The organism is Isoptericola sp. NPDC019571 (genome assembly GCF_044389385.1).
Classification (GTDB): Bacteria; Actinomycetota; Actinomycetes; order Actinomycetales; family Cellulomonadaceae; genus Isoptericola; species Isoptericola nanjingensis.
On record NZ_JBIRXZ010000005.1, the window covers coordinates 269,152 to 282,168 of the forward strand.

Sequence of the window (13,017 nt, forward strand, 5' to 3'; positions counted from 1 at the left end):
CCGGGTCGGCGGCACCTCGACCGCGATATGGGCGTCGGGACGCCGGCCGCTGTCCGACCTTGCGACTGTTCGGCGACTGAGTCCTGCGCGGGTTCGACGCGGATCGCCGCCGGCCCGATGAGCTTCGTTGCGGGACGGTCACCGTGACGCTCCAGCTGCCGCCGTCGTCGGCGGCAATGTCGCGAGGCTGGTCGTCAGGCCGCTCGGTACCCAAACCACCGCCGATCCCCATGGCGGCCACGCCCCTCGTCGGTGCCTGATGCCCGGCTCTCATCGCGCCCCTGACCCGCGTGCGACAACCGCGTCGGCCCCCAGGAGTGACTCCCCCACGAGGCGTCGTCGCAGGGCCTCTCCCCTGCCGTGCGGCCGTCGGCTCCGCCTGCAGATCGGTGTGTGTTCGTGTGAAAATTCCTTCACCGCGCAGAGCAGACCGCGGTAACTCTTGACGCAGACCGGGGCCGGTCCTAGCGTCCAGGACAGGCGCACCTGGACAACGACGTCCAGCGGTCCCGCACCGTCGCGCCGTCCCCACCGAGGAGGACCTCGTGAAGGATCCACAAGAACGGCGCCTGGTGCGCGCCACGGCGGCGGTCGCGGGCGCGGGCCTGCTGCTCGCCGTCATGGCCCCCGCCCAGGCGGACACGACCGACACACCGGCGGGCACGTCGAGCGTCGACGTCGGCGCGATGGTCGACGCGATGACGCTCGACCAGAAGATCGGCCAGATGACGTGGACCCACGTCTACGGCTCGTCCGCCCACGACACCTCGATGGCGGCGAGCAACCGGGCCCGCTACGGCGTGGACACGCCGGCGCAGGTCGTCCAGAAGTACGACCTCGGCGGCGTGCTCTACTTCGCCTGGTCGGGCAACACGGCCAACCCGCAGCAGGTCAACGGCCTGTCGAACGGGCTCCAGGAGGCCGCAATGGACGACGGCGGACCCGGTGTCCCGCTGGCCGTCACGATCGACCAGGAGGGCGGGCTTGTGGCCCGCGTCGGGCCGCCGGCCACGGCGCTGCCCGGCAACATGGCCCTCGGCGCCACCTTCGACGCCGGGCTCGCCCGGGCGCAGGGCGACGTCCTCGGGTCCGAGCTGAAGGCGATGGGTGTCAACGTCGACTTCGCGCCGGTGCTCGACCTCAACACCAACCCGGACAACCCGGTCATCGGGATCCGCTCGATGGGCGCGGACCCCGACGCCGTGAGCAAGCTCGGCGTCGCGCAGATCGAGGGGATCCAGCGGCACATCGCGGCCACCGCGAAACACTTCCCCGGCCACGGCGACACCGAGACGGACTCGCACTACGGCCTGCCCGAGGTCAGCTACGACCGCGCCACCCTGAAGAAGCACCTGCAGCCGTTCCAGGCCGCGATCGACGCGGGGATCGACATGATCATGACGGCGCACATCGTCGTCGACGCGATCGACCCCGACCTGCCCGGCACTCTCTCCCCCAAGGTGCTCACCGGCCTGCTGCGGGAGGAGATGGGCTTCGACGGCATCATCACGACCGACGCGCTCGACATGGAGGCCATGACCGACAACTGGTCCCAGGAGGAGATGTCGGTCATGGCGATCCAGGCCGGCTCCGACATCCTGCTCAACTCCCCCGACGTCGACGCGTCGGTCGCCGGGGTGAAGCAGGCCGTCGCGGACGGGACGATCACGGAGGCACGGCTCGACGAGTCCGTCACCCGCATCCTCGAGTGGAAGGCGGAGCGCGGCATCCTCGCCGACGCGTACGCCGACCCGGCCGAGGTCGGGACGGTCGTGGGGTCCGCGGACCACCTGGCCACGGCCGCGACCATCGCGGACCGGTCCATCACCATGGTGCGCAACGAGGACCGCCCGCTGCCGCTCCGCCCGGGCGAGGACTCGCTGCTGGTGGTGGGTGCCGGCGCGGCGTGGCCGGAGCGGCTCGCGCCGATGCTCGCCGACCGCGGGTTCGACGTCACGACGGAGCTCGAGAACGGCACCTCGCCGTCCGCTGCCTACCGGGCGCGGGCCGTGGCGGCCGCAGCGGGCGTCGACGCGGTCGTGTTCACGTCGTACAACGCGAGCGGCAACACGGCGCAGCAGGCGATGGTGGACGCGCTGGCGGCGACGGGCACGCCGGTGGTCGTGGTCGCGGCGCGCAACCCGTACGACGTCAACGTCTTCCCGACGGCCGACGCGGTGCTGAACAGCTACGGGTACGGCGTGGTCAACTACGCGGCGGTCGTCCGCGCGATCGCGGGCGACATCAACACGCTGGGCAAGCTGCCGGTGGCGGTGCCGACGGCGGACGGCGACGAGGTGCTGCTGCCGCTCCGGTTCGGGCACCGGTACCCGGGATGGCCGCACGTACCAGGGTCGGGCAAGCCGGGACGCTGAGGTGGGGAGCGCCCGCCGGTCGCCTCCTGCAGAGGCGATCGGCGGGCGCGGCCCAGCACGCTCGTCTCAGCGCTCTCCCCCGCCCCCGAGGGACTCGAAGCGTGCGAGCGGGCCGGCGAGGACGCCGCCGTCGACGGGCAGCGTCACACCGGTGATCCAGGCGGCGTCGTCGGAGCCGAGGAACGCGATGGCGGCAGCGACGTCCTCGGGCTCGCCGATCCGGCCGAGGGGGTAGAGCGCCGCGAGCCGGTCGGGGTCGGAGCGCTGGTCCCACGAGCGGGTGCGGACGGTCCCGGGCGCGACGACGTTGATCCGCACCCCCCTGCTCCCGAGCCGCACCGCGAGGTTCTGCGCGAGGGACACGAGCCCCGCCTTCGCGGCCGAGTAGTCCTCGTCCCCGAAGGCCTGCAGACCGTTGACGGAGCCGACCAGCACGACCGATCCCCCCCGCGGCAGGTGCGGGGCCGCGGCCCGGACGCAGCGCGCCGGTCCGGCGAGGTTGAGGTCGACGCCGGCGGCCCAGGTGGCGTCGTCCATACCGTCCAGGAGGCCCGGGTGCACGCCCGTGCCGCCCGCCACGCCGACGAGCACGTCGAGGCGGTCGTGCCGGTCGAGCGTCGCGGCCACGGCGGCCTCCACCGACGCGGTGTCGGTGATGTCGCACGCGACGGCCGAGGCGGGCGGCCCGCCGGCGGGGAGGCCGTCCGCGGTCCGCTGCGCGGCGTCCGCGTCGAGATCGGCGACCACGACGGTGGCACCCTCCGCGTGCAGGCGTCGCACCGCGGCCGCGCCGATCCCGTGCGCGCCGCCGGTGACCAGCGCCACGCGGCCGCCGAAGCGTCCTGCCGAAGGTCCTGTCACGTCCGTCCTCCTCGTCGAGCCTGTGGTCGTCCCGGTCGCCGCCGCGTCAGAGCCGCGTCAGAGCGTGAGCCGGTAGTAGTTCTCCTCGCCGTACCGCTCGAACCCCGCCCGGCGCAGGAGCCGGGCGGAGGTGCTGACCCGGCCCTTGACGAGGGCGAGCGACGCGCCCGCGGCGGCCGAGAGGCGCAGTCGTTCCTCGAGCACGGCTCGGTAGGCGCCGCGGCCGCGACGGTCGGGCACGGTGCCCGCGCCCCACAGCCGGGCGACGGTGCCCAGCTCGGGTCGGGGCGCCGGCGCGAGCGTGACCCCGGCGGACGCCACCGGCTCGCCGTCCTGGTAGGCCACGACACGGATCTCGCTGCTGTCGTCGGACAGCAGCGTGCGCGCGGCGGCCGCGAGCCGGTCGTCGTCCATGGGCTGCTGGTCCCACACCGCGGTGTCGACGCGGTCGGCGTCGCGCAGCCCGTCCACGTCGGTCACGCGTCGCACGACGAGGCGCCCGTCGCGTTCCGGCGGCTCGCGGAGCCCCTGCTCGAGGGCGCGTGCGAGCACGTCCACGGTGTCCTCGAGCAGGGCGCCGCGGGAGAGCAGCAGGTCGGTGAGGTCGGGGGCGCTGCTGGCCGAGACCCAGACGCCGAGGGTGTCGCTGCCCCAGGCGCGCGCTCGCTCGACGGCGTCGCGCAGGACGTCCTCCGGCGCGCGGGCGGACGCGAGCCCGGTGAGCACGACGCGGCCCTGCGCCCAGGCGGGCCACCGGGTGAGGGTGACGTCGGTGACGACACAGTCCGCGTCGGGCGGCACCCACGACCACTCGGCGGCGGCGCGCAGCACGGTCGGCGGGTCCCAGGCGTCGCTCATGACGGCAACCTAGCGAACCGGCGTGCGGCCGCGGCGGTGCCGCGCGCGGGCGTCACAGGTCGGCGGCGAGGGCGCGGACGACGTCGGCCGCGGGCCCGGTGGCGGCGCTGCGGTGGCCGGTCCCGGCCCACAGGTGCAACCGGTCGGCGTCCCCGGCGGCGGCCGCGCGTCGGCGCAGCTCGCGGGTGAGGTGGTGCACCTGCGGGTAGGCGACCGGGGCGTGCGCGTCGTGCCGGTCGAGGAAGCCGTTGCGCAGCGCCCGGGCGGGACGTCCCGTGAAGGCGCGCGTGACCGCCGTCGTCGTGAACCGGCGGTCGCCGAGGGCGTCCCGATGGGTCCGGGAGGTGCCGGCCTCGTCGGTGCGCAGCAGCAGCGTCCCGACGGCGACGGCCTGCGCCCCGGCCCGCAGCAGCCGGGCGACGGCCGCGGGTCCGTCCACTCCCCCGGCGGCGACGACCGGGAGGCGCGAGCGCGCGACGACCGCGGCGACGGCGTCGTCGGTCGTGCCGTCGACGACGGTGCGGCCCGGGTCCCACGTGCCGCTGTGCCCGCCCGCGCGGGGCCCCTGGACCACGAGACCGTCGGCCCCGAGCGCCTCCGCGGCCGCGGCCTCCTGCGGCGTCGTGACCGTGACCAGGACGACGGACCCGGCGGCGCGCAGCGCCGCGACGTCGGCCGCCGGCGGGGGCCCGAACGTGCACGACACCACGGGCACGGGGTCGCGACGCAGCAGGTCGACCTTCGCCGCCCATCCGTCGTCGTCGATGGCCGGAACGGCGGCCAGCGCGGCGTCGAGGTCGACGCCGTGCGCCGCGGCGTCCGGCGCGATCCGTCGCGCGTAGGCCGCGAGCGCCGCGGGGTCGGGCGCGGGCGTGGTGGCGGGGACGAAGAGGTTGACGCCGAAGGGGTGTGCCCGCTGGTGGGCGCGGTGGACCAGGTCGGCGAGGGCGTCAGGTTCCTGGTAGCCCCCGGCGAGGAAGGCGAAGGCTCCGGCGTCGGTCGTGGCGGCGAGGAGGTCGAGCGTGGTGGCCCCGCCGGCCATGGGCGCGGCGGCGAGGGGCAGGTCGGTGCCGAGGAGCGTGGTGCGGGCCGTGTCTCGCATGTCTCGCATCGTCTCGCATCGTGCCACCGGCGGGCGCGGTCGTCGCGAGCCGGTCTCATCTGACGCTCATGCGGGCCTGGCACGCTGGGCGCCCCGCCGGACGGCGGTACGGGGATCGGTACGGAGAGGGGTGGGTGCGCCGCATGACGACGGTGGTACGCGAGCGCTCGGCGGTGCGGGCGGCGGGCGTGGCGACGTTCGTGCTGGTGGGCGGTGTGCCGGGGGCCGGCAAGAGCACGGCGCTCGCGCGGGTGGCGGGGTGTCGTTCCGGGGTGCGGGTGCTGGACAGCGAGGCGGCGCGTCGTGACCTGCGGGGGCGGGTGCCGCGCGGGGTGCCGTACGCGGTGTACCGGCCGGTGGTGCACGTGCGGCACCTGGCGGGGGTGGTGCGGGCGGTGCTGGGTGGCCCGCGGGACGGCGCGGGGGTGCTGGTGGTGCACGACCCGGCGACGTCACGGGTGCGGCGGTGGTGGTGGGCGTGCCTGGCGCGTCGGGCGGGGTGGCGTCCGGTGCTGGTGATGGTGGACGTGGGGCGCGGCGAGGCGTTGTCGGGGCAGGAGGCGCGGGGGCGGGTGGTGCGGGGACGGGCGTTCGCGCGGCACTGGCGGCGGTGGGCAGCGCAGCGTGCGGGCCTGGTGGCGGCGTCGGGCGGGTCGAGGGAGGGCCCGGCCGACGGGTGGTCGCAGGTGCGCGTGGTGGGCCGGGGTGAGGCCGTGTCGGTGCTGGTGGGGGTGGTGGACGCGGCGTCGCCGGTCGGGGTGCGCGGTGCCCGCTAGGGTCGCGGTCATGACGTCGTCGGGGCTGTCGGGTGGTGCGCTGGAGCGGGTGGTCGCGCAGGTGCGTGCGGTGGGCGACGGCGTGGTGTCGTCGCTGGGCCCGGGCGGCGCCCCGCAGGCCGCGTACCTGACGCTGGCGGTCACGGAGCGGGGCGAGCTGGTCTTCGACGCGCGGGAGGGGTCGCGCAAGGTGGCCAACCTGCGCCGCGACCCGCGGGTGGCGGTGGTGGTGGGCGGCCCGGGCGGGACGACCCTGCAGGTCGAGGGCGTGGCGGACGTCCCGGACGTCGCGGACCGGGAGCGGTGCGCGGAGGCCTACCGGTCGGCGTTCCCGCACTTCGCGGCGTCGTTGGACGACCCGGGGATCGTGGTGGTGCGGGTGGTGGTGCGGTGGGCGCGCTGGGGCGACCACCGCACGTCTCCCCCGGTGGTCGTGGAGCTCGTGGGCGGTGGGCGTGCCTGAGCTGCCCCGGGTCGTGCGGTGGGTGGACCCTGAGGGGGTGCGGGTCCTGCCTCGGCGTCCGGTGGGGACGGGGGCGTTGGTGCTCGCCGGGTCGAGCGGCCGGGTCGACGAGGGTCGGGCACGTCTGCTGGCCGGACGCGGGGTGCTCGCGGAGTCGGTGCGATGGTTCGGTGGCCCCGGTCAGCCTGCGGGGCCGTGGGACGTCCCCGTGGAGACGTTCGTGCGCCGCGTCGAGGCGCTCGCGGCGGAGTGCGACCGCGTGGTGCTGGTGGGGACGTCGTTCGGGGCCGAGGCCGCGCTCGTCACGGGGGCGCTGGCCGCGGGGACGGGCGTGCCGGTGGACGCCGTGGTCGCCTTCGCACCGTCGGACGTGGTGTGGGCGGGGGTGGCACCGGGTGGTCGGGAGACGTCGCACTGGACGTGGGGCGGGCGGCCGCTCCCGTTCGTCCCGTTCGTGCCGGGGTGGGCTCCGGTCGACGACCCGCCGGCGTTCCGTGACCTGTACCTGCGGTCGCGGGAGGCGGACGCGGCCCGCACGACGGCGGCAGGTATCGCGGTCGAGCGGATCGCGGAGGTGGTCCTCGTGGCGGGCGGGGACGACCAGGTGTGGCCCGCGGTGCGGCACGCGGAGGAGATCGTCCGGCGCCGGGAGGCGCACGGGCTGGCGACGACCCTGGTGACGGACCCGGAGGCCGGCCACCGCGCGACGCTGCCCGGGGAGCCGCGGGTGTCGGCGGGCATGGCGATGCGTCGTGGCGGCAGCGAGGCCGCCGACCGCCGTCTGGGCGAGGCGGCGTGGGCGGCGCTGTGTCGGGCGCTGCGCCTGCCGGACGACGCCGCCCCGTGACGTCCTTCGTGACGTCCCTCGTGCCGTCCCTCGTGACGTCCCTCGTGCCGGCAGGCGGTGAGTGCGCTCAGCGCCAGCCGAGGGCGGGCGCGACGTGCCGGACGACGTTCTCGACGAGGTGCGCGTTGTACTCGACGCCGAGCTGGTTGGGCACGGTGAGCAGGAGGGTGTCGGCCGCGGCGACGGCCTCGTCCTCGGCGAGGTCGGCGACGACGTCGTCGACCTCGCCGGCGTAGGTCTTGCCGAAGCGGGCGCGGACGCCCTCGAGGACGCCGACCTGGTCGGTGCTGGCGGTCTCCAGGCCGAAGTAGGCGCGGTCGCGGTCGTCGGTGATCGGGAAGATGCTGCGCGACACGGACACGCGCGGCTCCCACCCGTGGCCGGCGTCCGCCCAGGCGTCGCGGAAGCGCTGGATCTGCTCCGCCTGCAGGCGGTGGAACGGGACGCCCGTGTCCTCGGACAGGAGGGTGGAGCTCATGAGGTTCATGCCCTGCGCGGCGGTCCACTCCGCGGTGGCGCGGGTGCCGGCGCCCCACCAGATGCGCTCGCGCAGGCCCTCGGAGTGGGGCTCGACGCGCAGCAGCCCGGGCGGGTTGGGGAACATGGGGCGCGGGTTCGGCTCGGCGAAGCCGTCGCCGTCGAGCACCTCGAGGAAGCGGGCGGTGTGCCGGCGGGCCATGTCGGCGTCGGACTCCCCCGCCCGCGGCTCGTGCCCGAAGTGGCGGAACCCGTCGATCACCTGCTCGGGCGACCCGCGGCTGATGCCGAGCTGCAGGCGGCCGCCGGCGATGAGGTCCGCGGCGCCGGCGTCCTCCGCGAGGTACAGGGGGTTCTCGTAGCGCATGTCGATGACGGCGGTGCCGATCTCGATGCGGCTCGTGCGCGCGCCGACGGCGGCGAGCAGCGGGAACGGGGACGCGAGCTGGCGCGCGAAGTGGTGCACGCGGAAGTACGCGCCGTCGGCGCCGAGCTCCTCCGCCGCGACGGCGAGGTCGATCGACTGCAGCAGGGCGTCGGACGCCGAGCGTGTGGCGGACTGCGGGTGCGGCGTCCAGTGGCCGAAGGACAGGAACCCGAGGTGCTTCACCTGCTCAGTCAAGCCCACGCGGCGCGGTCACGCGCGGTCGACCGGCAGGGGGGTCGGTCGGGGTCCCGGACCACCCGGGGTGGAGCAGGGCGACCGCCTGCAAGAATGGCCCCGTGAACGACACCGTCGGGGACTCCCCGCGCCCGCTGCCGTCCCTGGCCCACGACGTCGCCGGCGACGCCGGCGCCCCCGCCGTCGTCCTCCTGCACGCCGGGGTGGCCGACCGCCGCATGTGGGACGCCGTCGCCCCCGCCCTGGCGCACCGGTTCCGCGTGGTGCGGCCCGACCTGCGCGGCTACGGCGACTCCCCGCTGCCCACCGGCGGCGGCCCGTACACGAACGCGGGCGACGTCGCCGCGCTGCTCGACCAGCTCGGAGTCGCCGACGCCGCCGTCGTCGGGTCCTCGTTCGGCGGGAAGGTCGCGCTCGAGCTCACGACCGCGCACCCCGAGCGGGTGCGGGAGCTCGTGCTGCTGTGCCCCGCCGCCCCTGGCGTGCCCGACACGGAGACGTCCGACGCGTTCGACGCCGAGGAGGCCCGCCTCCTGGCCGCCGGCGACGTCGACGGCGCGGTGCGGCTCAACGTCACGACGTGGCTCGGCCCGGACGCCGACGACACCGCCGCGCAGGCGCTCGCCGTCATGCAGCGCCGCGCGTTCGAGGTGCAGCTCGCGGCCGACGCGGCCGCGAGCGCCGCCGGACTGCCCGAGCCCGGCCCGGAGGGCGTCGAGGTGGACCTCGCCGGCATCCGCGTGCCGACGTTCGTCGTCGAGGGGGCGCACGACATGGACGCGCTGCGGGCGTGCGCGCAGCACGTGGCGGCGTCGGTGCCGGGGGCCGAGCTGTCCCTGCTGGCGTGGGCGGGTCACCTGCCGGTGCTGGAGCGGCCCGACGCGATCCTGGCGCTGCTGCTGGACGTGCTGCGCGACGACCCCACCGTGCACACGCCCTGACCGGGCCGACCGTGCCCGGCGCGGGTCGCCCGGCCTAGGTCAGGCGGCGAGCAGCCACAGCACGTGCCCGAGCGCCCCGAGCAGGGCGAGCGCGCCGAGGTCGCTGCCGATGCTGACGACCTTGGCCGTCGCGGATCCGCGCAGGAAGTCGGTGCCGAGCGCGCTGACGAACAGCGCGACCAGCAGCACGCCCGCGTGGAGCCGACCTCGTCCGGCCCCGCGCGGGCGCGGGTCCTCGAAGTGCTGGACACGAGCTGTCGAACGAGTGGCGTCGGGTGCGTGACACGTGCGCGAAACACCGGGGCGCGAGGATGCCGGGGTGATCATCGCCCCGGAGTCCCCGGTCGCCGCCGACGTGCGCGCCCTGCTGGCCGAGCACCTCGCCGACATGTACGCCACGTCGCCCGCCGAGTCGGTGCACGCCCTCGACCTCACGGCGTTGCTCGCCCCGGCCGTGACCTTCCTGACGGCGCGCGACGACGACGGGACGCTGCTCGGCTGCGGCGCCCTCAGCGAGCTGCGGCCCACCACCGCGGCGTCCGCCGGGCAGGGCGAGGTGAAGTCGATGCGCACGGCGGGCCCCGCGCGCGGACGCGGCGTGGCGGGCGCCGTCCTGGAGCGTCTGGTCGCCCTGGCCCGCGAGCGCCGGTACGCCTCCGTGAGCCTGGAGACGGGGCCGCAGGAGTACTTCGCGGCCGCGCGGCGCCTGTACGCGCGGCACGGGTTCGTGCCCTGCGGCCCGTTCGGCTCGTACTCCCCCGACCCGTGCAGCGTGTTCCGCACCCTCGACCTGACGGACGACCGCACGGACGCGGCTGTCGGCCCGGCCGCCTAGCCTCGCGGGATGACCGACACCCCGACCTGCGACGCGCCGGAGACGGCGCCCCTGCTGGACCGGCGGTTCGCCTGGCGGGGCCGCGAGGTCGCGTGGACGGCGTTCGGCTCCGGCCCGCCGCTGGTGTTCTGCCACGGCACGCCGTGGTCGTCGTGGCTGTGGGAGCCGTACGCACGCGCCCTGGCCGGCGGGTTCACCGTGCACCTGTGGGACATGCCGGGCTACGGGGCGTCGTCGAAGGACCCCGCGCACGACGTCCACCTCGGGACGCAGGGCGAGCTGTTCGCCGACCTGCTGGAGCACTGGCGGCCCGCCTGGGCCACGACCGGACCCACCGGGCCCGACGGCGAGGGCGACGGCGGCACGCCGCCGCTGCCGCACGTCGTCGCGCACGACTTCGGGGGCGCGGTGAGCCTGCGCGCCGCGGTCCTGCACGGCGCCCGGTACGCGTCCCTGTGCCTCGTGGACGTGGTGGCGCTGCGCCCGTGGGGCTCGCCGTACTTCGCCCTGGTGCGCGAGCACGCCGACGTCTTCGCGGCCACGCCCGCGGCCGTGCACCGGGGCGCGCTGGAGGCGTACGTGCACACGGCCGCGCACCGGCCGCTGCGTGAGGAGCACCTGGCCGCGCTCGTCGCCCCGTGGACGGGCGAGGCAGGGCAGGCCGCGTTCTACCGGCAGATCGCCCAGGCCGACGAGCGGTACACCGCCGAGCTCGAGCCGCTGCTCGGCGACCTCGACGTCCCGGTGCGCGTGCTGTGGGGCGAGGAGGACGCGTGGATCCCGCCGGACCGCGCGCGGCGGCTGGCGGAGGCGCTCCCGGACGCCGACGTGCGGCTGCTCCCGGGCGCCGGGCACCTGGTGCAGCTCGACGCACCCGTCGCGCTCGCCGTCGAGCTGCAGCGCTGGTTGTCCGCGACCCGCTGACGGTCGGTACCGGCCAATACCAGTCAGTACCGCTCAGTACCAGCTCGCCCGCGCGTGCTGGAAGATGAGGTTGGTCTCGGTGAGCGCCACGTCCGGGTCGGTCGACAGGTGCTCGATGACGAACTCGTTCAGGGCGTCGGAGTCCGCCGCGGCCACGTGCACGAAGAAGTCGTGCGCCCCGCCCAGCAGGAAGACGTTCAGCACGCCGGGCAGCTCGGCGAGGCGCTGCAGGTAGCCGCTGAGGCGGGTGCGCGCCGCGCCGCGCATCTGCACCGCGATCATCGCCTGCAGGGGGTGCCCCGTCCGCGCCGGGTCGACGTCCGCGTGGAAGCCGCGGATCACGCCGCGCTCGCGCAGCTGCCGCACCCGCGTCAGGCAGGTGGACGGCGCGATCCCCGCTCGCGCCGCGAGCGCGTTGTTCGGCAGCCGCGCGTCGTCGGCGAGCGCCGCGAGGATCCGCTGGTCGACGTCGTCCAGCCGTGCGGGAGCGGGGCCTCGCCGTTCGAGCCCCCACGACGGGTCCGACCGGGCGTCCGCGGGCCGGACCTCCTGCGTGCGGACGTCCTGCCCACGCCTCTCCCCGGATCGAACATCCTTCGCGCGGGGCTGACGTGGCACGGGCTGAGCCGGGCGTCGTGTCGACATCCTGGCAATCTACCGAAGGATGTGCGGATTCGTGGCGTAGTGCCGAATCGGCCCGTCAGACTGGGACGTGAGCGGGGTCACATGCCCCGCGCCACGCACCCGCCGTCCCCCGGCCACGAGTCGGGGCCGGCGCCGAGCCACGAAGGCGGACTCACCCATGCGCATCGGCGTCCCGAAGGAAGTCAAGAACCACGAGTACCGGGTGGCGATCACGCCGGCCGGCGTGCACGAGCTCGTCGCCCGCGGGCACGACGTCGCCGTGGAGGCGGGCGCCGGGGCGGGGTCCGCGATCACCGACGACGAGTACCGCGCCGCCGGGGCGGAGCTCGTCGCCGACGCGGACGAGGTGTGGGCCGGCGCCGAGACGGTGCTCAAGGTCAAGGAGCCGGTCGAGCAGGAGTACCACCGGCTGCGGCCGGGGCTGGTGCTGTTCACCTACCTGCACCTCGCGGCCGACAAGGCGCTCACCGAGGAGCTGCTGGCCCGCGACGTGACCGCCGTCGCGTACGAGACGGTGCAGACCCCCGACGGGCGGCTCCCGCTGCTGGCCCCCATGTCGGAGGTCGCGGGACGGCTCGCGCCGCAGGTCGGGGCCGCCACCCTGCTGCGCGCCGCGGGCGGTCGCGGGGTCCTGCTCGGCGGCGTGCCCGGCGTACCCGCCGGGCACGTGGTGGTCATCGGGGCGGGCGTCTCGGGCATGGACGCCGCCCGGATCGCCGTCGGGCTGGGCGCCCGCGTCACCCTCCTGGACACGAGCGCCGACGCACTCAAGGCCGCCGACCGGGAGTTCGGCGGCCGCGTGCAGACCCTCGCCTCGAACCGGCTCACCCTCACCGAGGCGGTGCTCGAGGCCGACCTGGTGGTCGGGGCCGTCCTGGTCCCCGGCGCCAAGGCGCCCGTGCTGGTGGCGAACGACGTCGTGGCGCGCATGCGGCCGGGCGCCGTCCTCGTGGACATCGCGATCGACCAGGGCGGCTGCTTCGAGGACTCCCGCCCCACGACGCACGCCGACCCCACGTTCCCCGTGCACGACACGGTCTTCTACTGCGTGGCGAACATGCCCGGCGCCGTGCCCCGCACCTCCACGTACGCGCTGACGAACGTGACGCTGCCGTACGCCGTGGCGCTCGCGGACCACGGCTGGCGCGAGGCCCTGCGCCGCGACCCGGCGCTGGCCCGCGGCCTCAACGTGCACGACGGTCGCGTCACCAACGCGGGCGTGGCCGAGGCGCACTCCCTCGACCACGTGGACGTAGCCGCCGTCCTCTGACACGCGCAGGAGGGTCGGTCG

General features: G+C 75.9%; 14 protein-coding genes. 8 read left to right on the plus strand and 6 right to left on the minus strand.

All coding sequences use genetic code 11. The features are described 5' to 3' along the window. Nucleotides 1-545 precede the first annotated feature (545 nt). A complete protein-coding gene (locus ACH443_RS11485) occupies nucleotides 546-2,375 on the plus strand; it encodes a glycoside hydrolase family 3 protein (protein WP_430590360.1) in 1,830 nt (609 codons plus the stop codon). 66 nt (nucleotides 2,376-2,441) lie between these two features. On the opposite strand, the gene ACH443_RS11490 is transcribed toward ACH443_RS11485, so the two are convergent. Genes ACH443_RS11490 through ACH443_RS11500 form a run of 3 tightly spaced genes read right to left on the minus strand, consistent with a single transcriptional unit; the run spans nucleotide 2,442 to nucleotide 5,196 of the window. Next, entirely contained in the window at nucleotides 2,442-3,236 is a 795-nt protein-coding gene (locus ACH443_RS11490) for an SDR family NAD(P)-dependent oxidoreductase (protein ID WP_430556797.1), read from the minus strand. A gap of 57 nt (nucleotides 3,237-3,293) precedes the next feature. Then, complete coding sequence (locus ACH443_RS11495; protein WP_430590361.1) at nucleotides 3,294-4,094, minus strand: hypothetical protein; 801 nt, start codon at nucleotides 4,092-4,094, stop codon at nucleotides 3,294-3,296. Nucleotides 4,095-4,146: 52 nt separating this feature from the next. Continuing rightward, complete coding sequence (locus ACH443_RS11500; protein ID WP_430590362.1) at nucleotides 4,147-5,196, minus strand: nitronate monooxygenase; 1,050 nt, start codon at nucleotides 5,194-5,196, stop codon at nucleotides 4,147-4,149. A gap of 143 nt (nucleotides 5,197-5,339) precedes the next feature. Here ACH443_RS11500 and ACH443_RS11505 point away from each other — a divergent pair, with 143 nt between their 5' ends. From ACH443_RS11505 to ACH443_RS11515, 3 genes are read left to right on the plus strand one after another with little or no spacing between them, the layout of a single operon-like run. Beyond that, entirely contained in the window at nucleotides 5,340-5,972 is a 633-nt protein-coding gene (locus tag ACH443_RS11505; protein ID WP_430590363.1) for an AAA family ATPase, read from the plus strand. Between the two features lie 10 nt (nucleotides 5,973-5,982). After that, nucleotides 5,983-6,435: a pyridoxamine 5'-phosphate oxidase family protein gene (locus tag ACH443_RS11510; protein WP_430590364.1), complete on the plus strand. Its 453-nt coding sequence runs from the start codon at nucleotides 5,983-5,985 to the stop codon at nucleotides 6,433-6,435. After that, on the plus strand, nucleotides 6,428-7,282 hold the full coding sequence (locus ACH443_RS11515; protein WP_430590365.1) for an alpha/beta fold hydrolase: 855 nt from the start codon (nucleotides 6,428-6,430) through the stop codon (nucleotides 7,280-7,282). Before ACH443_RS11510 ends, ACH443_RS11515 begins: the two co-directional genes overlap by 8 nt. 67 nt (nucleotides 7,283-7,349) lie before the next feature. On the opposite strand, the gene ACH443_RS11520 is transcribed toward ACH443_RS11515, so the two are convergent. Continuing rightward, the gene (locus ACH443_RS11520; RefSeq protein WP_429763505.1) at nucleotides 7,350-8,369 is read right to left on the minus strand and encodes an LLM class flavin-dependent oxidoreductase; all 1,020 of its coding nucleotides are present in this window, start codon (nucleotides 8,367-8,369) and stop codon (nucleotides 7,350-7,352) included. A 113-nt stretch (nucleotides 8,370-8,482) separates the two neighbouring features. Between ACH443_RS11520 and ACH443_RS11525 the strand changes: the two genes are divergently transcribed. Then, nucleotides 8,483-9,322 (plus strand): alpha/beta fold hydrolase, encoded by an 840-nt coding sequence (locus ACH443_RS11525; protein WP_429763503.1) that lies wholly within the window; start codon nucleotides 8,483-8,485, stop codon nucleotides 9,320-9,322. Nucleotides 9,323-9,361: 39 nt separating this feature from the next. Here ACH443_RS11525 and ACH443_RS11530 read toward each other — a convergent pair whose 3' ends face one another. Continuing rightward, entirely contained in the window at nucleotides 9,362-9,511 is a 150-nt protein-coding gene (locus ACH443_RS11530; RefSeq protein WP_430590366.1) for a hypothetical protein, read from the minus strand. A gap of 130 nt (nucleotides 9,512-9,641) precedes the next feature. Here ACH443_RS11530 and ACH443_RS11535 point away from each other — a divergent pair, with 130 nt between their 5' ends. Next, nucleotides 9,642-10,157, plus strand: coding sequence for a GNAT family N-acetyltransferase (locus ACH443_RS11535; RefSeq protein WP_430590367.1), 516 nt, complete (start codon nucleotides 9,642-9,644; stop codon nucleotides 10,155-10,157). Between the two features lie 9 nt (nucleotides 10,158-10,166). Then, a complete protein-coding gene (locus tag ACH443_RS11540) occupies nucleotides 10,167-11,081 on the plus strand; it encodes an alpha/beta fold hydrolase (RefSeq protein WP_430590368.1) in 915 nt (304 codons plus the stop codon). 33 nt (nucleotides 11,082-11,114) lie between these two features. Here ACH443_RS11540 and ACH443_RS11545 read toward each other — a convergent pair whose 3' ends face one another. Beyond that, nucleotides 11,115-11,726: an Lrp/AsnC family transcriptional regulator gene (locus ACH443_RS11545; RefSeq protein ID WP_430590369.1), complete on the minus strand. Its 612-nt coding sequence runs from the start codon at nucleotides 11,724-11,726 to the stop codon at nucleotides 11,115-11,117. Between the two features lie 157 nt (nucleotides 11,727-11,883). Between ACH443_RS11545 and ald the strand changes: the two genes are divergently transcribed. Then, the gene (gene ald / locus ACH443_RS11550) at nucleotides 11,884-12,996 is read left to right on the plus strand and encodes an alanine dehydrogenase (protein WP_430590370.1); all 1,113 of its coding nucleotides are present in this window, start codon (nucleotides 11,884-11,886) and stop codon (nucleotides 12,994-12,996) included. Nucleotides 12,997-13,017: the final 21 nt, after the last annotated feature.

Coding starts and splice junctions, on each gene's coding strand:
- ACH443_RS11505 (WP_430590363.1), top strand. CDS start 5,340: ATGACGACGGTGGTACGCGAGCGCTCGGCGGTGCGGGCGGCGGGCGTG.
- ACH443_RS11510 (WP_430590364.1), top strand. CDS start 5,983: ATGACGTCGTCGGGGCTGTCGGGTGGTGCGCTGGAGCGGGTGGTCGCG.
- ACH443_RS11500 (WP_430590362.1), bottom strand. CDS start 5,196: ATGCGAGACACGGCCCGCACCACGCTCCTCGGCACCGACCTGCCCCTC.
- ald (WP_430590370.1), top strand. CDS start 11,884: ATGCGCATCGGCGTCCCGAAGGAAGTCAAGAACCACGAGTACCGGGTG.
- ACH443_RS11545 (WP_430590369.1), bottom strand. CDS start 11,726: ATGTCGACACGACGCCCGGCTCAGCCCGTGCCACGTCAGCCCCGCGCG.
- ACH443_RS11540 (WP_430590368.1), top strand. CDS start 10,167: ATGACCGACACCCCGACCTGCGACGCGCCGGAGACGGCGCCCCTGCTG.
- ACH443_RS11495 (WP_430590361.1), bottom strand. CDS start 4,094: ATGAGCGACGCCTGGGACCCGCCGACCGTGCTGCGCGCCGCCGCCGAG.